The organism is Campylobacter bilis, assembly GCF_016806695.1.
Lineage (GTDB): Bacteria > Campylobacterota > Campylobacteria > Campylobacterales > Campylobacteraceae > Campylobacter_D > Campylobacter_D bilis.
This window is the reverse complement of sequence record NZ_WUED01000010.1, coordinates 30,487-53,089: the sequence shown is the minus strand read 5'-3', so window position 1 is coordinate 53,089 and position 22,603 is coordinate 30,487. Positions and strand designations below refer to the sequence as shown.

14 protein-coding genes, 5 tRNA genes and 8 pseudogenes are annotated in these 22,603 nt (G+C 33.5%); 1 reads left to right on the top strand and 26 read right to left on the bottom strand.

The features are described 5' to 3' along the window. Window positions 1-5 precede the first annotated feature (5 nt). The 11 genes and pseudogenes from rpsG to GRQ01_RS05960 form a co-directional block, all read right to left on the bottom strand. On the bottom strand, window positions 6-476 hold the full coding sequence (rpsG, locus tag GRQ01_RS06005; RefSeq protein ID WP_158334885.1) for a 30S ribosomal protein S7: 471 nt from the start codon (window positions 474-476) through the stop codon (window positions 6-8). Between the two features lie 69 nt (window positions 477-545). Next, window positions 546-932 (bottom strand): 30S ribosomal protein S12, encoded by a 387-nt coding sequence (gene rpsL / locus GRQ01_RS06000; protein WP_002866973.1) that lies wholly within the window; start codon window positions 930-932, stop codon window positions 546-548. Window positions 933-1,084: 152 nt separating this feature from the next. Further along, window positions 1,085-2,504, bottom strand: a pseudogene (aldA, locus tag GRQ01_RS05995) (aldehyde dehydrogenase). Between the two features lie 14 nt (window positions 2,505-2,518). Further along, complete coding sequence (locus tag GRQ01_RS05990; RefSeq protein ID WP_158334883.1) at window positions 2,519-2,836, bottom strand: L-rhamnose mutarotase; 318 nt, start codon at window positions 2,834-2,836, stop codon at window positions 2,519-2,521. Continuing rightward, window positions 2,836-3,606: pseudogene (locus GRQ01_RS05985) on the bottom strand (amidohydrolase family protein). The gene GRQ01_RS05990 and the pseudogene GRQ01_RS05985 overlap by 1 nt, the downstream one beginning before the upstream one ends. Before the next feature lies 1 nt (window position 3,607). Next, window positions 3,608-4,612 (bottom strand): annotated as a pseudogene (locus GRQ01_RS05980) (MFS transporter). Window positions 4,613-4,622: 10 nt separating this feature from the next. Further along, window positions 4,623-4,796 (bottom strand): SDR family oxidoreductase, encoded by a 174-nt coding sequence (locus GRQ01_RS07750; RefSeq protein WP_265331900.1) that lies wholly within the window; start codon window positions 4,794-4,796, stop codon window positions 4,623-4,625. Further along, window positions 4,714-5,408 (bottom strand): annotated as a pseudogene (locus GRQ01_RS05975) (SDR family NAD(P)-dependent oxidoreductase). Before GRQ01_RS05975 ends, GRQ01_RS07750 begins: the two are co-directional and overlap by 83 nt. Before the next feature lie 21 nt (window positions 5,409-5,429). Continuing rightward, window positions 5,430-6,596, bottom strand: a pseudogene (locus GRQ01_RS05970) (UxaA family hydrolase). A gap of 2 nt (window positions 6,597-6,598) precedes the next feature. Further along, a pseudogene (locus GRQ01_RS05965) lies at window positions 6,599-6,862 on the bottom strand (UxaA family hydrolase). Beyond that, window positions 6,859-7,768, bottom strand: a pseudogene (locus GRQ01_RS05960) (dihydrodipicolinate synthase family protein). Before GRQ01_RS05960 ends, GRQ01_RS05965 begins: the two co-directional pseudogenes overlap by 4 nt. 213 nt (window positions 7,769-7,981) lie before the next feature. Here GRQ01_RS05960 and GRQ01_RS05955 point away from each other — a divergent pair. Then, window positions 7,982-8,754: pseudogene (locus GRQ01_RS05955) on the top strand (IclR family transcriptional regulator). A 26-nt stretch (window positions 8,755-8,780) separates the two neighbouring features. Here the strand turns inward: GRQ01_RS05955 and rpoC are convergent. The 15 genes from rpoC to GRQ01_RS05880 all read right to left on the bottom strand — a co-directional run bounded on the left by rpoC (window position 8,781) and on the right by GRQ01_RS05880 (window position 22,579). Then, the gene (gene rpoC, locus GRQ01_RS05950) at window positions 8,781-13,334 is read right to left on the bottom strand and encodes a DNA-directed RNA polymerase subunit beta' (RefSeq protein WP_158334882.1); all 4,554 of its coding nucleotides are present in this window, start codon (window positions 13,332-13,334) and stop codon (window positions 8,781-8,783) included. Beyond that, complete coding sequence (rpoB, locus tag GRQ01_RS05945) at window positions 13,327-17,454, bottom strand: DNA-directed RNA polymerase subunit beta (protein ID WP_158334881.1); 4,128 nt, start codon at window positions 17,452-17,454, stop codon at window positions 13,327-13,329. Before rpoB ends, rpoC begins: the two co-directional genes overlap by 8 nt. A gap of 116 nt (window positions 17,455-17,570) precedes the next feature. Further along, window positions 17,571-17,948: a 50S ribosomal protein L7/L12 gene (gene rplL / locus GRQ01_RS05940; RefSeq protein ID WP_158334880.1), complete on the bottom strand. Its 378-nt coding sequence runs from the start codon at window positions 17,946-17,948 to the stop codon at window positions 17,571-17,573. A 25-nt stretch (window positions 17,949-17,973) separates the two neighbouring features. Further along, complete coding sequence (gene rplJ / locus GRQ01_RS05935; protein WP_203121266.1) at window positions 17,974-18,450, bottom strand: 50S ribosomal protein L10; 477 nt, start codon at window positions 18,448-18,450, stop codon at window positions 17,974-17,976. A 151-nt stretch (window positions 18,451-18,601) separates the two neighbouring features. Beyond that, a complete protein-coding gene (gene rplA / locus GRQ01_RS05930; RefSeq protein ID WP_158334879.1) occupies window positions 18,602-19,303 on the bottom strand; it encodes a 50S ribosomal protein L1 in 702 nt (233 codons plus the stop codon). A gap of 56 nt (window positions 19,304-19,359) precedes the next feature. After that, window positions 19,360-19,785: a 50S ribosomal protein L11 gene (gene rplK, locus GRQ01_RS05925; protein WP_002915862.1), complete on the bottom strand. Its 426-nt coding sequence runs from the start codon at window positions 19,783-19,785 to the stop codon at window positions 19,360-19,362. A 25-nt stretch (window positions 19,786-19,810) separates the two neighbouring features. After that, window positions 19,811-20,344: a transcription termination/antitermination protein NusG gene (nusG, locus tag GRQ01_RS05920; protein ID WP_158334878.1), complete on the bottom strand. Its 534-nt coding sequence runs from the start codon at window positions 20,342-20,344 to the stop codon at window positions 19,811-19,813. 9 nt (window positions 20,345-20,353) lie between these two features. Then, window positions 20,354-20,533 carry a preprotein translocase subunit SecE gene (gene secE / locus GRQ01_RS05915; RefSeq protein ID WP_158334877.1) on the bottom strand — a complete coding sequence of 60 codons (180 nt, stop codon included), beginning with the start codon at window positions 20,531-20,533 and terminating at the stop codon, window positions 20,354-20,356. A gap of 18 nt (window positions 20,534-20,551) precedes the next feature. Beyond that, window positions 20,552-20,627: transfer RNA gene (locus tag GRQ01_RS05910), tRNA-Trp, on the bottom strand. Window positions 20,628-20,640: 13 nt separating this feature from the next. Further along, window positions 20,641-20,799 (bottom strand): 50S ribosomal protein L33, encoded by a 159-nt coding sequence (gene rpmG / locus GRQ01_RS05905; protein ID WP_158334876.1) that lies wholly within the window; start codon window positions 20,797-20,799, stop codon window positions 20,641-20,643. A gap of 50 nt (window positions 20,800-20,849) precedes the next feature. Beyond that, on the bottom strand, window positions 20,850-22,049 hold the full coding sequence (tuf, locus tag GRQ01_RS05900; RefSeq protein WP_158334875.1) for an elongation factor Tu: 1,200 nt from the start codon (window positions 22,047-22,049) through the stop codon (window positions 20,850-20,852). A gap of 65 nt (window positions 22,050-22,114) precedes the next feature. Next, window positions 22,115-22,189 (bottom strand) — tRNA-Thr (locus tag GRQ01_RS05895). Between the two features lie 98 nt (window positions 22,190-22,287). After that, a tRNA-Gly gene (locus tag GRQ01_RS05890) sits at window positions 22,288-22,364 on the bottom strand. Window positions 22,365-22,366: 2 nt separating this feature from the next. Then, window positions 22,367-22,452 (bottom strand) — tRNA-Tyr (locus GRQ01_RS05885). Window positions 22,453-22,503: 51 nt separating this feature from the next. Then, a tRNA-Thr gene (locus tag GRQ01_RS05880) sits at window positions 22,504-22,579 on the bottom strand. Window positions 22,580-22,603: the final 24 nt, after the last annotated feature.

Below are 22,603 nucleotides of genomic sequence, written 5' to 3'. Positions count from 1 at the left end.
CCTTCTTACCAACGATAATGCGCAAAAGCTTTATTTGCTTCAGCCATTTTGTAAGTATCTTCTTTTTTCTTAAATGAAGCGCCTTTGCTATTAGCAGCGTCTAAAAGCTCGGCTGCAAGCTTATCAATCATAGTTCTTTCGCTTCTTTTTCTTGCAAAAGAAATGATCCAACGTATCGCTAAAGCCTGTTGTCTAGCTGGACGCACCTCCACAGGAACTTGATAAGTCGCGCCCCCAACACGGCGTGATTTTACCTCTAAAAGAGGCTTAATATTTTCAATAGCATCATTAAAAATATCGATGCCTTTTTTATCGCCACCTTTTTTATCAATGGCTTCTAAAGCACCATACATGATAGTCGTCGCTGTGCTTTTTTTGCCATCGTACATTAAAGAATTAATGAATTTTGTGATTATTTTATTACCATAAATCGGATCAGGTAAGACCTCTCTTACCGGAGCTTTTCTTCTTCTCATTATTTTCCCTTCAAATTTTAAATTTTACTCAAACAAAATCAAATCTAAGGATTTGTCTGTGCATAAAGATTACTTCGCAGTGCCTGCTTTAGGACGTTTGGCACCGTATTTAGAACGAGAGACTGTTCTTTTTGCAACACCTGCTGTATCAAGTGCACCACGAACTATGTGGTATTTCACCCCTGGTAAGTCTTTTACCCTACCTCCACGCACTAAAACAATGCTGTGTTCTTGTAGATTATGGCCTTCACCGCCGATGTAGCTGATCACTTCAAAGCCACTAGTAAGTCTTACTTTGGCAACTTTTCTTAATGCTGAGTTTGGTTTTTTAGGAGTTGTAGTATAAACCCTAGTGCAAACTCCCCTTCTTTGTGGACAATTTTTAAGCGCTGGAGATTTAGATTTTTCTAAAACTTTTTTACGCTCTTTTCTAACCAATTGATTTATGGTTGGCACAATCATTCCTTTCTTTAAAAATTATAATAAACTTTGGATTTTAGCTAAATTTTGCTTATAAGATTATAAACTAAATAAGATTTTCGCAGATAAAATTGGAATTTTAAAATTCTTAAAAATTATCCTATCTAAAAATATAGATAGGATAAAAATCACTGTTTATTTGTGTTGTATTGTAAATAAACTACATGGGTGGCTAAGTACTCTTCAAGACCATGCTTTCCATCGGCCCCACCTATACCACTTTTTCTAAAACCTGCATGAAATCCTTGCATGGCCTCAAAATTCTCACGATTTATATAAGTTTCTCCAAAATTTATTTCTTTGCTAGCTCTCATTGCTACATCTAAATTCTGTGTATAAATAGAACTTGTAAGCCCATATTCACAATCATTTGCCATATCAATAGCTTCATCAAGGGTGTCAAATTTAGCAATAGGTAAAATTGGGGCGAAAATTTCTTTTTGCATGATTTCATCCTCATGCTTAACATTAGTAAGAACACTTGCAGGAAAATAATATCCACTTGTATCAGTGATCTTTGCACCGCATTCTACAACCGCTCCTTTAGCTTGGGCTCTTTTAAGTATTGCTAAAGCATTATCAAGCGCTTCTTGATTGATAAGTGGACCCATGTCAAAATCGCCTTTTAAAGGGTTGCCAACGCTTACTTGACTCATAGCTTTTACAAATTTATCCACAAATTCATCATAAACACTAGTATGCACATAAGCTCTTTCAGCACAATTACAAACCTGTCCGTTATTACAAATTCTGCTGGCCTTGATCGCTTGCACTGCTAAGTCAATATCTGCATCCTTATACACTATAGCCGGGGCTTTGCCTCCAAGTTCTAAAGAGACTTTGATGATATTTTTAGCTGCAGCCTCCATGACTTTAGTCCCTGCTTTAATGCTTCCTGTTAAGCTTACCATACCTAAATTCTCATTGCTTGATAATTCAGTCCTACTACACTGCTTTTACCTGCTACTAAATTAAACACGCCTTTTGGTAAAGAACTTTGCGAAACAAGTTTGGCAAATTCAAAAGCATTATTTGGGGTTTGACTGCTTGGCTTTATTACTATAGTATTTCCTGTTAATAAAGCTGGTGCCATCTTTCTAGCTATGAGAAAAAACGGAAAATTCCAAGGCAAAATTCCACTAACTACCCCAATAGCACTTTTATACAAATTATATATGTTCATTTGGCCTATCACTTTGTATGATTTCACCCTCATACCTTCTAGCCCATTCAGCTGTATAATCTATACTAAGATGCTGTAAAATTGATCTCTATGTTGGCCAAAGCTTTAGTTTTTCCTTGCTCTTGGATTAAAATATCACTTAAAAAATTAGCATTTTTACGTATTAAATCAGCAATTTCTTTTAAATGGTTCGCCCTTTGAATGGCTGGTTTGGCCTCCCAAGCCTTTTGGGCTTTTTTGGCTGCATTGATTGCTCTTTGGGTATCTTCTAAAGAAGCACTGGCTACTTTTGATATTACTTCTTTAGTAGCAGGGTTTAAAACCTCAATAAATTCTCCGTTAATATAATTTAAATAAGTTTTCATTATTTTCTCCTTTTTTAATCTAAATGAAAGACTTCTTCCATATTCAACCATTTATGACCTGTACAAGTTAAAAATACTTGGCAAGGATCTGTTGCTTTCCACCATTTTTGAGTGTTTTCATCCCTTGCCATCTTAGCCATATCTGCTTCAAAATCAACACCTACGTACTCAAAATATGCAAATAAATATTCCCCAAACAAATAAATGGAATAATTTTGTATATTGCACTCTTTAATCTTAGCACAAACGCCTTCATAAGGGTTTGCATGAAGATTTTTATATTCTTTTATTTTTTCTTTTTTTATCTTGATAATTTGACCGTATCTTTGCATTAAAACTCCTTATAAATTGATAAAGCATTTTGATAAAATATCTTTTCTAAGTCTTTAAAAATCTTACTGTTTATAATAAGTTTGACCCATTGACTTGGATTTATTTTTGCTACAGGATAATTACTACCGAAAATAAAATTATCTTCATTAAAATTTTCTTTTAAAAAAGCAAAAAGCTCATAAATAAATTCTTTTGGAGTTTGACTTGAAAAATCATCAGTAGCTGAAAGCTTGATATATAAATTCGGGAATTTCTTCAAAAGACTTAGTTCTTTTTATACTCAGATAAACGATGTATTTTTGGGTTTCCTAGATGATTTAAAACCACTTTTAAATTAGAATTTTCACTTAAAAATTTTTCTAAAAAACCAAGTTCTTCATTTTTTATACAAGCTTCAAAAGGTATATTTAAAGCCTTTAAAATTTCTATTTTCTCTTGAAAATCTGAGTCAAATAATCTTTTAGCACCTTTTGTGCTTGTATGCATGACTTCCCTAAAAGAACTAAGCTTTGCCTTGTATTTTAAATCCGCTAAACAAAGCAAAAGATTATAAAGCTTTTTTTTGCTCAAAGGCAAACAAAGCCTCTTTTTGCAAATCATCACTATTAACTTCAACATACATAGCGCCTAAAAATTGAAATTCTTTATATTCTTCTTTTACTTTTAAAAAATCATAATTTTGTTCTAATTTTTCCTTGCCTTTCAACCATGAAATAGGCATTTTTTCTAAATCCCATAGGTGCAAATGTGCGTCAAAAATCTTTTGCATTTCAAACCTTTGCCTTAGAACCAAAAAAACCATAATATGACACGTATAAAAACAAAGGTGCCATTGCCAAATATCCCATGCTAGTGCCATAATGATCATTAATAAAACCTATGATTAAAGGCATTATAGCTCCCTCTCTCTCCCTACTATACTCATCACAAGCAAAGATCCGCCCAATTTTACTTGATTTAAAGGCAAATTCTTCGTTGCAACTGCGAAAATAGTAGGAAAAGAAATAGACATGAAAAAAATAAAGCAATTAAAAGAACTGTGCTAAAAAATCCTTGTGCAAAATATAAACTAACATATATAAGTACATTGATTAAAGAATAAAAACCTAAAATTTTCTCACCTTTAATGATTTTCATCAAAGGAGTGGAAATAATGCGTCCTAACATAAATGTGATTAAAGCTATAGAAAAATAATACGCACCTTGAGAATCTTTTAATGTTTCATTATGCTTTATTGTGTAATTGATAAAAAACGCTCCGGCTGCAACTTGATTAGCTACATATAAAAATTGTGCTAAAAGTCCTAAATTAAAATGCCTATGTTTAAAAACCTCTAAAGGTTTAGAATTGTCTTTTTGAACAAAAGCATTTGCTTCTAGAAGCTTGCATTTTTCTCATCTCCAAGTTTTACTATATAAGGATTAGCACTAGTTTCTAAGGACCCAATACCACAAGCTAGAATAAAAAATGCAAATAAAAATAAATAAAAAGAAGCTAAATTAGTAGCAGGTATAATAAGTAAAGCTTCTATAGTATAAAGGGCTAAACCAAAAATAATCCCCATTTTATAAGAATATTTTTTGGCTATATAGCCTGCTGGTAGTGCTATTATAAAATAAGCAAACTGTAAAAATCCACTTTCATGTTGGCTAATATGAAAGTGATTTTGAAAATTTTTATTCATCACGTCAATAAGTCCATAACTTACACCCCATAAAAAGAAAAGAGAAGTTACTAAAATAATAGCTATTTTAATATTTTTAGAATCAGTCATTTTTAACTCCTTAAATTTCATCCCAATTTAAAGCCCTATCTAAATGAACATAACCGCCATCTAGCACTAAAATTTGTCCTGTTGTATGCGAAGCTAAAGGGCTAAGCGTAAACACTGCAGTATTTGCGATCTCTTCTACAGTGGTGAAACGGCGTCCAAGGTATAGTCTTTGCGATTTTTTCATATTGTCTTTTAGGATTAGAGAAATTTTGCAACCACTTTTTATAAAGTGGAGTCATTACTTCAGCCGGAGCTATAGCATTAACTCTAACATTATCTTTAGCAAAAGCACAAGCCCATTCTCTAGTAAAACCCATTTGAGCCGCTTTTGCAGAAGCATAAGCACTGGTTTTTCCCTGTCCTGTAAGGCCTGTTTTCTCACTATATTTAAAATACTGCCTTGTTCTTTTTTAATATATGGCAAGCATTCTTTTGTCATAGTATAATAGTGAAAAAGATTGTTTTCATAAGATTGGATCGAATCTTTAATACTTACATTTTCAATGTGCAAATTATCATTCATTCCTGCATTATTGACAAGGGCGTAAATTCCACCATGCTTTGTAGCTACCTCTATGACAAAATCTTTAATTAAACCATAATTTTTCAAATCAAGCTCATAAAATTCATAATTTTCACACAAGCTTTTCAACTCTTGATCATGCTTTTTAGATATAGATCTTGAAAACACTATGGGAATTCCACCTTCTATAGCCCATAATTTAGCAATGCTATAACCAATGCCTTTAGCACCGCCTGTAATAATACAAATTTTGTTTTTAATTTTTAAATCCATTTGTTCTCCTTTAATCTTAAACTAACAAGTTGTAGCAAGCCTCCAAACTGAAAAATCATTTTGCTCGTTTATTTCTGCTTTTACCAATTCTCCATACGAAATCCGTACGATTAGTTCTATAAGCTCATCGCACACTTCTTCTTTTGTTTTAATCCCATCTAGTATACTTCCTGCATTAATATCAATAGCATCGTTCATGTTTTTATAACAAAAAGTATTAGAACTCATTTTAATAGTAGGTGCAATAGCTGATCCCGTAGGAGTGCCACGACCTGTAGTAAAAACGCAAATATTTGCCCCACCTGCAACCATGGCACTGAGTTGTTCTATATTATTTCCGGGTATATTCATAAAAGTAAGACCCTTAGAAAGCACAGGTTTAGCATAATCAATCATATCCATTAAAGTCCGAGTTCCAGCCTTATAAACACATCCTAAAGATTTTTCTTCTATGGTGCTAAGCCCGCCTGCGATATTTCCTGGACTAGGATTTGCTCCCCGGATATCTGTATGAAAAGATTTGATTAAATTCTCGTAAGCTAAAATCTTATCATATACCCTTTTAGCCACTTCATCATTTTTTGCTCTTTTAGCAAGTATAGCTTCACAACCTATAAGTTCTGTAGTCTCTGCTAGGATTACCGCACCGCCTTGATCAATTACAAAATCACTCAAACTCCCTAAAACAGGATTTGCACTAAGCCCGCTATAACTATCACTACCACCGCATTCTGCAGCTAAAATCAAATCACTAAAATCGCCTTGACTTTTTTGTAAATTTCTAGCTTCTTTTAGCATGGCACTAACGATTTTTATACCTTTTTCTATAGTATTTTTGCTACCGCCACATTCTTATATCACTAAGTATTGAACCTTTTTATAAGGTGTTGATGCTTTGATTTTTTCAGCTACTGTTTTAACTTGTATCACTTCACAGCCAAGCCCTATGATCAAAACACCAAAAACATTAGCATTAGTGCCATGACCTATTAAAACATCCCTAGTTTGTAAAGCATCAAATTCAAGTTGAAAACAACCATGCTGATGGTTGATATAAACTGCACCATGGCATTGTTGGGCTATGTTTTGACATACTTTATTAGCACAATGTACACTTGGTATGATAATGACTTTATTTCTTAAACCTAATTTTCCATCTTCTCTTCTATAACCTCTTATCTTTTTCATTTTTATTCCTTATCTGCACAAGCTCTAATGCCTACGATATTATGTACATGCACCCACTCTCCTGCATTAATATTACAACTTGCACTGGCTATGGCTTGTGCATATTTAATAATAATTTCATCTTTTTTAATATTTTTTAATGCAAACTTATGTCCACTTGGGATATCATTTAAAAGCTCTATATTTGCTAATTTTTAGCCTTTTTGAAAATCGCGTAAAACCGTAGCTACATTGTCTTTTTCATTTATTATAATATAATCTTTCATAATTTGATACCTGTTTGTTTTTCTATAATCTTAATAAGTTCTTTAGCTTCATTAAAACGCGTATTTAATTCTTCTTTTGCAACAGAAGATAAAGGATGTACACTCGTATTTGCAAATTCAAATCCTCTAGCTTTTAAAAGTAAAGCAAAGCCCATAGGAAAAGCCATACTCATAGCAAATCTTATAGCCTTTAATAAGCTTTTTTGGATCAATAAAGCCCTGGATATGTTTTTTTTCATTAATCAATTTATAAATTTCACTCATCAATTCTGGAAAAATACCTCCTATACTAGTCATAGAACCTTTTGCACCTGCTAATAACGCCCCTGCATAAAATTCCTCCCTTCCTACAAAGACATCAAAATCACTAGGCACTAAATCTAAAATATGATTTAAAAGCAAAGCATCTCCACTACTATCTTTTATACCTGCTACATTATCAAGTTTTGAAACTTTTTTTATAAATTGCAAACTCAGTGCTGGTGCAAAAAGAGGAATATTATAAATATATAAAGGAAGTTTTACTTTAGAAGAAAGATCTTTTACATATTCAAAAAGAATATCTTCGTTTAATTTGTAATAATAAGGCATAGCAAGCAATAAAGCATCAAGCCCTAACTCATATGCTTTTTGCACTAAAATAAAAGTATTTTGATAAATTGTCGAAGTAATACCTGTAATAATAGGCACATTATTTTTTGCAGCCTCTTTTGCAAGCTTCATTAATTTTACTTGATCTTTTATACTCAAAGCTTGAGAATCCCCTATACTTGTATTACAAAACAATCCTTTTAAACCCTTTGAAATTCAAAATTCACAATAATGGATAAATTCTTTTTCATTAATACTTCCATCATTTTTACATGGGGTAAGCAAAGTCGGCAAAGTGCCTTTTAAATTTCCCATTTCATTTTTATTTCGTATATACAAAAAATATAACAAGTTTTTTTTTAAAAAAGCAAATTAAATAAATAACACATTTGTCACTTTTATTAACTGCAATACACCTAAAATACTTAACTTGTATAAAAATTATTAAAGAGATTATTTTGTTTCATTATGTTACCAAAAGTAAAAAGTATGATAAAATTATAAAGAAGCAATAATCAAGGATAATCGATGAATACACATCAACCTACTTTAAGAGTCTTAAATATTTTAGAACTTCTTGCAAATTCAAAAGAAAAACCTACCCTAAGTATTATGGCTAAAAAATTAAACATTCCAGCAAGTACTCTTTGGCCTATTTTACAAACCTTGCAAGAAAAACAATATGTAAAATGTGATTTAGAAAACAAAGCTTATTACTTAGACTTTAAAATTCTAGCCCTAAGTAATAATATCAAAAGCAAAAATAGCATTCTTGAAATCATTAAAAAACACATGAAAACCATAAGGGATCTTACAAATCAAACTTGTCAAATGGGGATTTTAAAAGAAGGCAATGTGCTTTATCTAGAAAAAATTATGCTAATAATCAAGTGCAATTAAAGTCTTTTATAGGTGCTTCATATCCTGCCTATGCAACCTCTTTAGGCAAAGCCTTACTGGCAAACAAAAGCAAAATAGAATTAAAAAAACTGTATCCTCAAACCTTTAAAAAAATCACAGAAAAAACCTTAAATAATATAGATCAATTATATCAAGAATTAAAAGAAATTAAAAAAACTAAAATTGCTCTAGAAAGCGGAGAAATGAATCCGGAAATTGAATGTATGGCTATAGGGATAGAACACAAAAATAAAATTATAGCTGCTATTAGCATTTCATATTTGATTTTTTATTCTAATGAAGACTTCAGAGAAAAAAATAGAAAAATCTTACAAAGAGAAAAAAATAAAATAGAAGAATTGATTAATTCTAACTTTCCAGATTTAGACGAACTTTATTAAAATAGCCCAAAAAAGGGCTATAGGAATTATTTTTGTTCTTTAAGTTTTAAATTTTGTTCGCCATAAAGCCCTGTTCCAACAGGGATGGTTCTACCTAAAATGACATTTTCTTTTAGATCTTCTAAATAATCAAATTTGCCAGCTATACTTGCTTCGGTGAGAACTTTGGTAGTTTCTTGGAACGAAGCTGCAGAAATAACACTATCACTTCCAATAGCCGCTCTTGTTACGCCTAAAAGCACAGGCTCAGCAATAGCTGGTTCTCCGCCCATTTTGATAATTCTTTCATTTTCTTCGCGGAATTTACGCCTTGAAACCAAATCACCTTCAATAAATTTAGTATGTCCACTGTCTACGACTTTAACTTGTCTTAACATTTGTGAAACAATGACTTCTATATGTTTATCTGAAATCACAACGCCTTGACCGCGATAAACTTGCTGAATTTCTGAAATGAGATAATAATGTAAGGCTTTTTCACCTAAAATTTTAAGCACATCATGACTTGAGACAACACCATCGGTAAGTTTTTCTCCTGCATGGATAAACTCACCATCTCTTACTTGGATATGTTTAGCTTTATCAATTAAATATTCCGCACTTGTGCCATCCTCTGCTTGAATAATAATCCTTTCTTTAGAACGCAAAGGCTTGTCAAAACGCACCACCCCATCAATTTCTGCAATCACAGCAGCATTTTTTGGCTTTCTAGCTTCAAAAAGCTCTGATACTCTTGGAAGACCACCTGTGATGTCTTTTGATTTTGCTGCAGCTTTTGGGGTTTTTGCTAGGATATCTGCTTGAGTGACCTTATCACCATCATGCACAAAAATAACTGTTTTTGGCTCTAGTTGATAACGCACAGCTTTATCATCTTTACCCGCAATTATCAAAGTCGGTCTTACCCCACTTGGCAAATACTCACTAATGACTAAAGAACGCTTGCCTGTAGCTTCATCGATTTGCTCATCTGCACTATAACCTGCTTCAATATCTTCAAAGCTAACCATCCCATCAATTTCTGCAATGATGGTATTATTATAAGCATCCCATTCTGCAATCACCTTTTTTTCTTTTTGAGGTGCGCTTGCAATAATAGCATTTACATCATCGACTTTTTGACTGTCATCAAATTCTATTTTTGATTCTCGTGGGATATAATGTCTTTTTGCTTCTCTATTATTTTCATCAGCAATAACCACAAAAAAACCTTTTTCTTTAACTATATCACCTTTTTTGACATTTTTAACCCTATCTAAACCATCTCCTTTAAGGATATAAAATTTAAGCGTCCCTTTCTCTCCGGCTTTAATATTTTGCACTACAGGCTCACCATCTTCTACTAAAATTTCACTAGCAAAAGGAATACGATTAGGCACATTCCAACCTTCTTTGATAACTTCTACTATGCTCTCATTTTCATCTACTTGCATACCACTTTGATAAGGCAAATAAAGCTTGCCGTCTACACTACCACTCACACCTGCTAATTCATTTGGTTTAGCAAGATCATATTTTCTAAGTATGTATTTAATCTCTTGTTTTTTATCTTTAATTGAAACAACCACATCCTCATGGATGCTTTCTATATTAATAAGTCCTTTAAATGGGGCTTTTATTTTAGGCTCTACAAGCAAAATAGCTGCATTTCTACGATTAGCGACAATATTTTTACCTTCTTTGTTTTTATAAGTTTTAAAATTATAAAATCTGATAAAACCTTCTTTTTGTGCGCTTACTTGTCTGTCTTGTAAATCTGTACTTGCTGTTCCTCCGCTATGGAAAGTTCTTAATGTAAGCTGAGTTCCTGGTTCGCCTATGGATTGTGCAGAGATAATACCTACAGCTTCACCTGGTTTGACTAATTTGCCTTCGCCAAGATTGATACCATAGCATTTTGCACAAATGCCTTTTTTAGCCTTACAAGTAATAGGAGTGCGGATATTGACGCTTTTAATGCCACTTTCACCTAGAATTTTTGCCTTTTCTTCATCCATTAAAGTGCCTTCTGCAAAAAGCACAGAATTAGTAATAGGATCGATCACATCTTCAGCTAAAACCCTGCCTAAAATTCTCTCTTCTAAGGTTTCAATAATAGAACTATCAGCACTAATTTCATTGATTTGAACGCCTTCATGAGTTCCACAATCTTCAATGGTAATTTTTACATTTTGTGCTACATCAATGAGTTTTCTTGTAAGATAACCTGCATTAGCTGTCTTAAGTGCAGTATCGGCAAGACCTTTTCTAGCACCATGAGTTGAAATAAAATATTCAAGAACATTTAAGCCTTCGCGAAAATTCGAGATAATAGGAGTTTCTATAATAGAACCATCAGGTTTAGTCATAAGCCCTCTCATAGCAGCAAGCTGTGAAATTTGTGCTGCACTACCCCTAGCACCTGAGTCAGCCATCATATAAATAGAATTAAATCCTTCTTTATCTTTTTCTACAAGTTTCATCATTTCTTTAGAAAGGATATTGTTTGTACTTTTCCAAATATCAATAATTTTATTATACCTTTCTCCAGAAGTAATAAGACCAAGATTGTAAGAATTTTGTATGTCTCTTACTTGTTTTTTAGCCTCATTGATAGCTTTTTGCTTATCATCAGGAACTATAATATCAGCAATAGATATAGAAATACCTGCTTTTGTAGCATACTCAAAACCTAAATTCTTAAGCCTATCTAAAAAGCTCGCTGTGATCTCTAAACCACCTTGCTTGTAAACATAATCCACAAGTGCGGCGATATCTTTTTTCTTTAAAACTTTATTCCAACTATTTTCAGGGACAAAATCTGGCAAGATAGATTTAACAATAAGCCTTCCCGCTGTAGTGGCAATCTTCCTACCATCAACCATAGTTTGTATGCTTGCATGAATATCTAAACATTTGCTTTCAAGTGCCATCATCACTTCATCAATGCCTGTGCAAATTTTATGCGAACCCTTTGCTCCTGCTTTTTCTAATGAAAGATAATAAATCCCCAAAACCATGTCTTGAGAAGGCACGGTGACAGATTTACCACTTGCAGGTAAAAGGATATTCATAGATGAAAGCATGAGTATTTTACACTCTGCAATGGCCTCTTGAGAAAGAGGCACATGCACGGCCATTTGATCCCCATCAAAGTCCGCATTAAATGCAGTACAAACTAAAGGATGAAGTTGTATAGCCTTACCTTCGACTAAAACCGGATGAAAGGCTTGGATAGAAAGCTTATGCAAAGTCGGTGCACGGTTTAACATAACAGGGTGTCCTTTTACAACCTCTTCTAAGCACTCCCAAACTTCGTTAGTTTTGTTTTCTATCATTTTTTTTGCTTGTTTAACTGTAGTTGCATAGCCCTTTTCTTCAAGCTTAGCCAATAAATGAGGTTTAAAAAGCTCTAAAGCCATTTTTTTAGGTAAACCACATTGATCCATTCTAAGCTTTGGCCCTACTACAATAACACTACGCCCGGAAAAATCTACTCTTTTACCCAATAAATTTTGTCTAAAACGCCCTTGCTTGCCTTTGATAATTTCACTTAAAGATTTTAGTGGACGTTTATTAGCACCTTTTACAGCATTAGCACGACGACCATTATCAAAAAGTGCATCAACAGCTTCTTGAAGCATTCTTTTTTCATTTCTTATAATAATTTCAGGTGCATCAAGCTCCATAAGTTTTTTAAGACGCGAATTTCTATTAATAACACGACGATACAAATCATTCACATCAGAAACAGCAAATTTACCACCATCTAAAGCTACCAAAGGACGTAAATCCGGTGGCAAAACTGGAAGATTTGTAATCATCATCCACTCAGGGCGATTAGGAACAAGCTCATCGCTATGGGCATTAGCATTTAAATTAGAATTTAAGAAATTTTCTACAACTTTTAAACGCTTGATGATAGTTTTTTTCTTTGCTTCTGAATTCGTTGCTGCCATTTCTTCTTTAAGTTGATTTAAAAGCGCAACTAAATCTAAATTAGCAAGCAGATCACGAACAACCTCGCCACCCATTCTTGCTTTAAACCCGCTATTTTCATAACGCTGCATTAAATTTTGATACTGTTCTTCATTTAAAACATCACAATACTCTACCTTTTTCGTACTTTCATTATCATAAAAAGCATCACCTGGATTTTCAACAATATAAGCTTCATAATAAAGCACACGTTCAAGATCTTTCATTTTAACGCCTAAAAGCGTTCCTATACGGCTTGGTAAGGAATTCACATACCAAATATGTGCTACTGGAGTTACAAGCTCTATGTGTCCCATTCTAGAACGACGCACTTTAGAATTAGCCACTTCAACGCCGCATTTTTCACATTTAACACCTTTAAAACGCATTTTTTTGTACTTACCACAAAGGCATTCATAATCTCTAATAGGACCAAAAATCTTAGCACAAAAAAGCCCATCTCTTTCAGGTTTTAAAGTCCTATAATTAATCGTTTCTGGCTTTTTTACTTCTCCATAAGACCATGATTTGATTTTTTCAGGGCTTGCAAGTCTTAGCTGAAATGCCTCAAAATCTCTAGGTCTTGCATCTTCTTTGATTTCTATTATTTTGAATTTACTCATTATTTTCATCCTTATCAAAAATCTCTACATCTAAAGCAAGAGATTTAAGCTCATTGGTTAATACAAAAAATGTCTCAGGAATTCCTGTTGCTGGAACATTTTCGCCTTTTGTTAATGCTTTATAAGCACTAAATCTACCTTCTACATCGTCAGATTTAATAGTTAGCATTTCTCTTAAAGTATGAGCCGCCCCATAAGCTTCAAGTGCCCAAACCTCCATTTCTCCAAATCTTTGTCCTCCAAAGAGTGCCTTACCACCCACTGGCTGTTGTGTGACTAAGCTATATGGACCTGTGCTTCTTGCATGGACTTTTTCATCCACTAGATGATGCAGTTTTAACATATACATACAACCCACATGCACACGCTCTGCAATTTTTTCCCCTGTACGCCCATCATAAAGCTCTGTTTTACCATCCATATCTATTTTGGCCATTTCAAAAAGTTTGCTAAATTCTTCTATATTAACACCTTCAAAAACAGGAGTTGCAAACTTCACCCCCTTACTCCAATCTCTAGCATAATTTAAAAGTTCTTCATCGCTTAAGCTATTGATAAATTCTTTTTCATTTTCAAGTCTTGGAAGAGAACAAATCTCAAGCATTTTAGATCTTAACTCTTTAATGAAATCCTTTTGTTTTTTATCGAAAATTTCTTGGATTTGATCTCCGAGTCTAAGACCAATAAGTCCTAAGTGACTTTCTAAAATCTGACCTATATTCATACGGCTTGGAACACCTAAAGGATTTAATGCAATATCCACGCTTTTACCATTTGGCAAATAAGGCATGTCTACTTCAGGCACTATAGTAGAAACAATACCTTTGTTTCCGTGGCGTCCTGCCATTTTATCTCCAACTTTAAGCTTTCTTTTTGTAGCGATATAGACTTTAACAAGCTTGATTACCCCACTTGGTAAAATATCATCTTTTTCTAGAATTTCAAGCTTTTCATCGTGTTCTGCTTTTAATTTCTTTTTCTCATTTTGAAAATGGTTTTTCAAATCCTCATATTGTTTTTGAATCTCTTTAGAATAAGCTTTGATTAAAGTTGTTAAAGTAAAGCGATTGATTTTTTCAAGTTCGTTAATATCAGCAGTTTGGCCTTTTTTATAATTTTTATCACCGATTTTTTGATCGCTATTTAAAGGTGCTTTAGCAAGCAAGGCACAAACACGAAGCATTTCTTCTCTATCCATCATTAAAAGTCTATCATGATGCTCTTTTTCTAAAGATATTTTTTCTTTATTATAAGATTTGATGGCACGATCATCTTTTTCATAGCCTTTTTTAGTAAAAATTTTTACATCCACTACAACACCTTCTAAAGATGCAGTAGCATAAAGGGATTTATTTACAACATGACCTGCTTTTTCACCAAAAATAGCTCTTAAGAGTCTTTCTTCTGGAGTAGGCTTAACCTCACCTTTTGGTGATACTTTACCCACTAAAATCATGCCTGGTTTAATATGAGTGCCAATTTTTGCAATTCCACTTTCATCTAGATGTGCCACATCTTCTTCTTTTACATTAGGAATGTCTTTGGTGATTTCTTCTATACCATCTTTTAATTCCCTAGCTTCAATTTCTTTTTCATAAATGTGGACACTAGTAAAGGTATCTTCACGGATGATTCTTTCACTTACAACGATTGCATCCTCATAATTATAACCATTCCAAGGCATAAAAGCAATTAAAGCATTTTTACCAATAGCAAGTTCGCCTTGATCCATAGAAGAACCATCCGCGATGATTTGCCCTGCTTTTACTAAATCTCCTTTTTTAACAATAGGATGTTGAATATAATTTGTATTTTGGTTTGTTCTTAAATTTTTCTCCATAGTATAATGATCAATAAAAGGCCCTTTATCATCTTCACCTAAAATAAAAATGCTTTTATTGTCTACTTTTTCAACTATTCCACTACGTTTTGCTTTCACTGCCTCCCAAGCATCACGTGCAATAATTTTTTCCATGCCTGTACCAACTATAGGAGCTGAGGCACTAAGAAGAGGTACAGCTTGACGCTGCATATTAGAACCCATTAAAGCCCTATTAGCATCATCATGTTCTAAAAAAGGGATTAAAGATGCTGCAACGCCAACAACCATACCCGAACAAAGATCAATTAATTGAACCTCTTCGCGTCTTGCAAGTATAGTTTCACCATCCTGTCTTGCTTCTACGAATTCTTCTATTATATAGCCCTTAGCATCAAGCTTAGTCGAAGCAGGAGCGATAAATAATCCTTCTTCTTGTGTTGCAGTAAGGTATACAACTTCATCAGTGACCTTGCCATTTTCGACTTTTCTATAAGGAGCTTCTACAAAACCTAGTTCATTTACTTTTGCGTAAGTTGAAAGGGTGTTAATCAAACCTATATTTTGACCTTCTGGAGTTTCAACTGGACAAATTCTACCATAATGCGTCGCATGCACATCACGCACTTCAAAGCCTGCTCTTTCTTTTACCAAACCACCTTCACCTAGTGCTGATAAGCGGCGTTTATGCGTCACTTCACTTAAAGGATTTGTTTGATCCATAAATTGCGAAAGCTGACCGCCTGTAAAAAATTCTAGTATAGTTGTTGTAATCATTTTAGGATTAATTAAATCATAAGGCATAACTTTATCAAGATCTGTATTTAAAGAAGTGAATTTATCTCTAATAGCCTTTTGCATTTTAGCAAGACCTAAATGAAGTTCATTAGCCAAAAGCTCACCTATAGATCGGATACGACGATTTCCTAAATGATCTCTATCATCAATATGACCCTTGCCATTTTTAACTTTAATAAGATATTTAGCTGTTTTAATAATATCTTCATTAGTTAAAACAGTCACATACTCAGGGACTTCAAGTCCTAGTTTATGATTCATTTTCATACGACCTACTTTTGTAAGATCATATCTTTCAGGATTAAAAAACAAATCATTAACAAAAGCTTTTGCAGCATCTTTTACCACAGGCTCACCCGGACGCATGACTTTATAAATTCTAATAGCAGCTAAATCATTTTCATCTTCAATATTTTCACTTTGTTTTAAAAGTTTTAAAGTTTCACTATCTTGTGCAAAAGAATTGATAATAGCAGCATCCACACCATTTGCCAAATCATTGGCAATATCAAAACTTTTTTGTTCTTTAATTTTAGCCAATTTATTCTCATCAATTAAAGTCAAAGAATCAAATAAAACCTGACCACTTGCTTTATCAATAATAGGATTTGCTAAATAACGATTAAGTAAAATTTCTACAGGATATTCTATCCATTTTAAACCTTCTTTTATAAGCTGCTCTGCTTTTTTCTTTGTAAGTCTTTTTCCAGCTTGATGAACAATCTTGCCTTTTTCATCTTTAATATCATATTCTATTCTGTCCATAAAATCATTAGGATGAAATTCAGTTAAAAATTTATCTTTTTTAACATGTATGGTTTGAATAGGATAAAATAACTTAATAATATCTTGTTTTTTATAACCCAAAGCCCTAAAAAGCATTGTTACAGGGATTTTTCTACGCTTGTTGATTCTTACATATAAAACATCTTTTGCATCGTATTCAAAATAAAGCCAAGAACCCCTATCAGGAATAATTTGTGCAGTATAAACAAGCTTATTTGCAACTGTAGAACTTTCTTCTTCTTTAAAAATTACACCAGGGCTTCTGTGAAGCTGGTTTACAACCACCCTTTCAACCCCATTAATAATAAAAGATACCCTATCAGTCATTAAAGGAATTTCGCGGATATAAATTTCTTGTTCTTTAATATCTTTAATACCCACTTTTTCCCCTGTTTTTTCATCTTTTTCATGTAGGGTAAGACGGATTTTCATTTTTAAATTTACAGAATAAGTCAAACCTCTTTCCATACACTCACGGATAGTGTATTTTGGTTTGCCAATTTCACTGCTGACATATTCAAGACTCAGTCTATTTTGAGGATCATGGATAGGAAAAATAGATTTAAAAACTTTTTCTATACCACTTTCACCATTATCAATATTTAAAAAATAATCAAAACTCTTTTTTTGTAATTGTAGAAGATTTGGGATTTCTATTTGTTTTGAAACGTTTGAGAAATTGACTCTTAAACGATTTCCTAGTTTATTATCTAACATATCGCAATACCTCATGGTAAATTTTGTAAATTTAAAAAAGAAAACCTAAAAATTAGGCAAAAAACAAAAAAGAAGATCTGCGCAAAGCAAATCTTCCTCAAATTTTAAAGCTCAAATTACTTAAGTTCTACTTTAGCACCAGCTTCTTCGAGTTGTTTTTTAGCTTCCTCAGCCTCAGCTTTAGCTACGCCTTCTTTTAAAGTTGAAGGAGTTTGTTCAACTGCATCTTTTGCCTCTTTAAGCCCAAGACCTGTAAGAGCACGAACGATTTTAATTACTTCAATTTTTTTAGCACCGCTATCAGTTAAAACGATATCAAATTCAGTTTTTTCTTCCGCTGCTGCTGCACCACTACTAGCTGCTGCACCCCCAGCTACCATTACAGGAGCAGCACTAACGCCAAATTTTTCTTCGAATTCTTTTACAAGTTCTGATAACTCAAGAACACTTAGATTTGAAATATATTCTAATACATCTTCTTTAGAAATTGCCATTTTTCATCCTTTTTTTTTTATTTTATTAAGACTCTTTTTTATTTTTAAGCGCATTTAAACCTATTGTGAAATTGGTAATTGGCGCATTCCAAACTTGCAAAAGCATAGCAAGCAACTCATTACGTGAAGGCATTTTAGCTAAAGCTTTAACTTTAGCAAGATCCGCAACTTCGCCTTCAATATGTGCTGCTTTAATTTCAAATTTGTCATTATTTTCTTCAAATTTGGCAACTACTTTTGAAACGCTAAGTTGATCTTCACCCCAAAGATAAATATTTGTATCTTTAAGAACTAGACCTGTTTTACCGGAATTATTAAGAGCAATGTTAGCCAAAGTATTTTTAACAATTTGAACTTTTACATTGTTTTCTCTTGCATTATTTCTAAGCTCTTCTAGTTTTTTTGTACTAAGACCTCTGTAGTTGCAAACTACAATAGCTTCACTAGATTTAAAACCTTCTTCAAGTTTAGCAATAATTTCAACTTTTTCACTTCTAGTCACATTTTCTCCTTTCCGATTGAGATTTCAAGTAGAGTGGAAATTCCTATTAAGCTTACGCCTCGACTATCTTCAATCTAAAATAAACATCTCAAAAAATCAAAATTTTTTCAAATATTTATTTTAAAATAAAAGAGTTGCTGCTAGGCAACTCTTATTTCATATCAAGTAATTCTTGTGTTTCAAGTTTAACAGAAGGACTCATTGTCAAAGATAAAGCCGCATTTTTTATATATCTGCCTTTAGCTGTAGCAGGCTTATGCTTATTAATTGCTTTTACAAAAGTAGTAATATTATCCCATAATTGCTCTTTAGAAAAACTTACCTTACCAAGTCCTGCATGGATATTTCCCTGTTTATCAACACGGAAATTCACTTGCCCACTCTTTGCATTATTAACAGCTTGAGCTACATCCATAGTTACAGTGCCTGTTTTTGGATTTGGCATTAAGCCTTTAGGGCCTAAAATTCTACCGACTTTACCCACAAGTCCCATCAAATTCGGGGTTGCAATTAAAACATCAAAATTCATATTTCCTTTTTGGATCTCTTCTACTAAATCATCGCTTCCTACAATGTCTGCACCAGCATTTTTAGCTTGATCTGCTTGGGCATCCTTTGCTATCACAGCAACACGAACTTTTTTACCTGTACCTGCAGGCAAAACAACCGATCCTCTTACCATTTGATCCGCATGTCTTGGATCGACATTAAGCTTTAATGCAATCTCTACAGTTTCATCAAATTTAGCAGACTTTAAAGTCTTTACCGTATCAATCGCCTCATTTAAGGCATACTCTTTGTTTGTATCAATTTTTCCTAATAATTCTTTTAATCTTTTTGCTATCTTAGCCATTTATTTTCTCCGCATTTTTAAAGTGCTACCGCCTTTTACCTTGGCGGTGAAAGGGATTAATCTACGATTTCAACACCCATAGATCGAGCCGAACCGGCAATGATTTTTGCAGCTTGGTCTCTATTTTTAGTATTTAAATCTGCAATTTTTTTATCTACTATTTCTAAAACTTGGGCACGAGTTAATTTACCTACTTTGTTCTTAAGTGGATTATCAGTACCTTTAGAAATTCCAGCTGCTTTTTTAATCAAATCTGTAGCCGGTGGTTGCTTTGTAATAAAAGTAAAGCTTTTATCCGCATAAACAGTAATAACAACAGGAATATTAAAACCCGCCATGTCTTTTGTTCTTTCATTAAAGGCTTTACAAAACTCCATAATATTAACACCTTGCTGACCCAAAGCAGGACCAACTGGTGGTGATGGGTTTGCTTTTGTAGCAGCAATTTGCAATTTAATTTCGCCTACGACTTTCTTAGCCATAACAAATCTCCTTACTTGATATAAATTAAATTATTTTTTCAACTTGAGAATATAAAATCTCTACTGGAGTTGAACGTCCAAAAATGGAAACATTAAGTTTTAATAAACCGCGAACCATATCATATTCTTCCACGATCGCAGTGAAATTTGCAAATGGTCCTTCTGTAATTCTTACATTCTCTCCTTCTTCGAAAGAAATTTTTGGTTTTGGAGCAGCACGATTGTGCACTTTTTCTAAAATCAAATTAATATCTTTTTCTGTTAAAGGGGTAGGTTTTTTAGATTCTCCGATAAAACGACCCACTTTTGGAAGAGATTGGATGCGATGCCAAAGTTCTGTATTTAAATCAAGAAGGGCAAAAACATATCCAGAATACAAACTTCTTTCGCTGATTTTTTCTTTTCCATTTTTAAATTCAATAACATCTTCAGTTGGAACAACGATTTCTTTAAGCTGTTCTTCGATCCCATTATCTTTTACTAAATTTTCAATAGCTTTTTTAACTGCCATTTCACTACCAGCATAAGTTTGGATTGCATACCATTTATGAGTATTCATTCATCCTCCTCATATAACTACAGAAACAATAGAGGACATAATCCAATCCACTAACGCTAAAAATAAAGAAATCGCTGTAACCACTATAAAAACTGTAATATAAGCATTTCTTACCTGTTCTTTTAAAGGAAAAATTACTTTCCTTAATTCGGCTTTTGATAATTTAAAATAAGTTATTAATTTTTCCATTTATTTAAACCTTAATTATGGCAGGGCAAGAGGGATTCGAACCCCCAACCATCGGATTTGGAATCCGGCGCTCTACCGTTGGAGCTATTGCCCTAAGGGCATCAAGCTTAACTTTTTAGTTTAACTTCCTTGTGAAGCGTATGTTTTTTTAATCTTGGGCAATATTTTTTTAATTCTAACTTATCAGTAGTGTTTTTATTGTTTTTATAGGTACTATAGTTAATATCGCCACATTCTTCACATTTTAAACCAACTTTAATTCTCATTTGATTTTCCTTAAAAATTAAGGTCAAGCATAAAACTTGACCTTGCTAAATTATTTAATAATTTTAGAAACAACACCTGAACCTACAGTTTTACCACCTTCACGGATAGCAAAACGAGTGCCTTCTTCAAGCGCTACAGGAGCAATTAAGCTTACAGTAATTCTTACATTTTCACCTGGCATAACCATCTCAACACCATCAGCTAGCTTGATTGAACCTGTTACATCTGTTGTTCTTACATAAAACTGTGGTCTATAATTATTGAAAAATGGTGTATGTCTACCACCTTCATCTTTATTTAAGATATAAACTTCAGCTTCAAAATCAGTATGTGGAGTGATTGATTTTGGTTTTGCAAGAACCATACCACGAATAACTTCTTCTTTTTTAGTACCACGAAGAAGAACACCTACGTTATCTCCTGCTTCGCCTTGATCCATTTCTTTTCTAAACATTTCAACACCTGTTACAGTTGTTGTTTGTGTATCTTTAATACCAACAATTTCTATAGTATCGCCTACTTTTACAATACCTTTTTCAATTCTACCTGTAACAACAGTACCACGACCTGAAATAGAGAAAACATCTTCAATCGGCATCAAGAAATCTTTTTCAGTATCACGAGTTGGAGTTGGAATATAAGTATCTACTGCATCCATAAGATTCATAATTTTTGCTGACCATTCACCATCTTGTCCAGCTTTAGCTTCTTCAAGTGCTTTTAAAGCAGAACCTGAAATAATAGGTGTATCATCACCTGGAAAATCATAAGAACTTAATAATTCTCTAATTTCCATTTCAACCAATTCTAAAAGTTCAGCATCATCAACCATATCTGCTTTATTCATGAAAACAACAATATATGGAACACCCACTTGACGAGAAAGAAGAATATGCTCTCTAGTTTGTGGCATTGGACCATCTGCAGCAGAAACAACCAAAATCGCACCGTCCATTTGTGCTGCACCTGTAATCATATTTTTAACATAGTCTGCGTGACCAGGACAGTCAACGTGGGCATAATGGCGCTTATCTGTTTCATACTCAATATGAGAAGTAGCAATAGTAATACCGCGTTCTTTTTCTTCTGGAGCATTGTCAATATTATCATAATCTTTAAGTTCTGCCAAACCTTTTCTAGAAAGAACAGCAGAAATAGCAGCTGTCAAAGTAGTTTTACCATGGTCAACGTGACCGATAGTACCGATATTTACGTGTGGCTTATTACGTGAAAATTTTTCTTTAGCCATTTTTTTCCTCCGTATAAAATAAATTGATCAAAGCAAGTCTATATTTATATAATTTTTTCAATTCATGGAGCTCATAGCGGGAATTGAACCCGCGACCTCTCCCTTACCAAGGGAGTGCTCTACCTCTGAGCCATACGAGCGCTCAGAAAAATTATATACCAAATAGACAACAAAAAAACTTTTGGGATATTTTACTGTAAGTTAACGGTTAAAATACAGCTCCCAGTTCTTTTAATTATGGAGCGGGAAACGGGACTCGAACCCGCGACCCTCAGCTTGGAAGGCTGATGCTCTAGCCAACTGAGCTACTCCCGCAATGGTGGTGAGTCGTGGATTCGAACCACGGAAGGCGAAAGCCAGCAGATTTACAGTCTGCCCTCGTTGGCCACTTGAGTAACTCACCTTTAAAAAATATTGCTTTTGAATATTCTGGTCAAACACTGCTAAAATAAAATGGAGCTGGTTAAGGGACTTGAACCCCCGACCTGCTGCTTACAAGGCAGCTGCTCTACCAACTGAGCTAAACCAGCGAAAATAAAACTAAGATTATATCT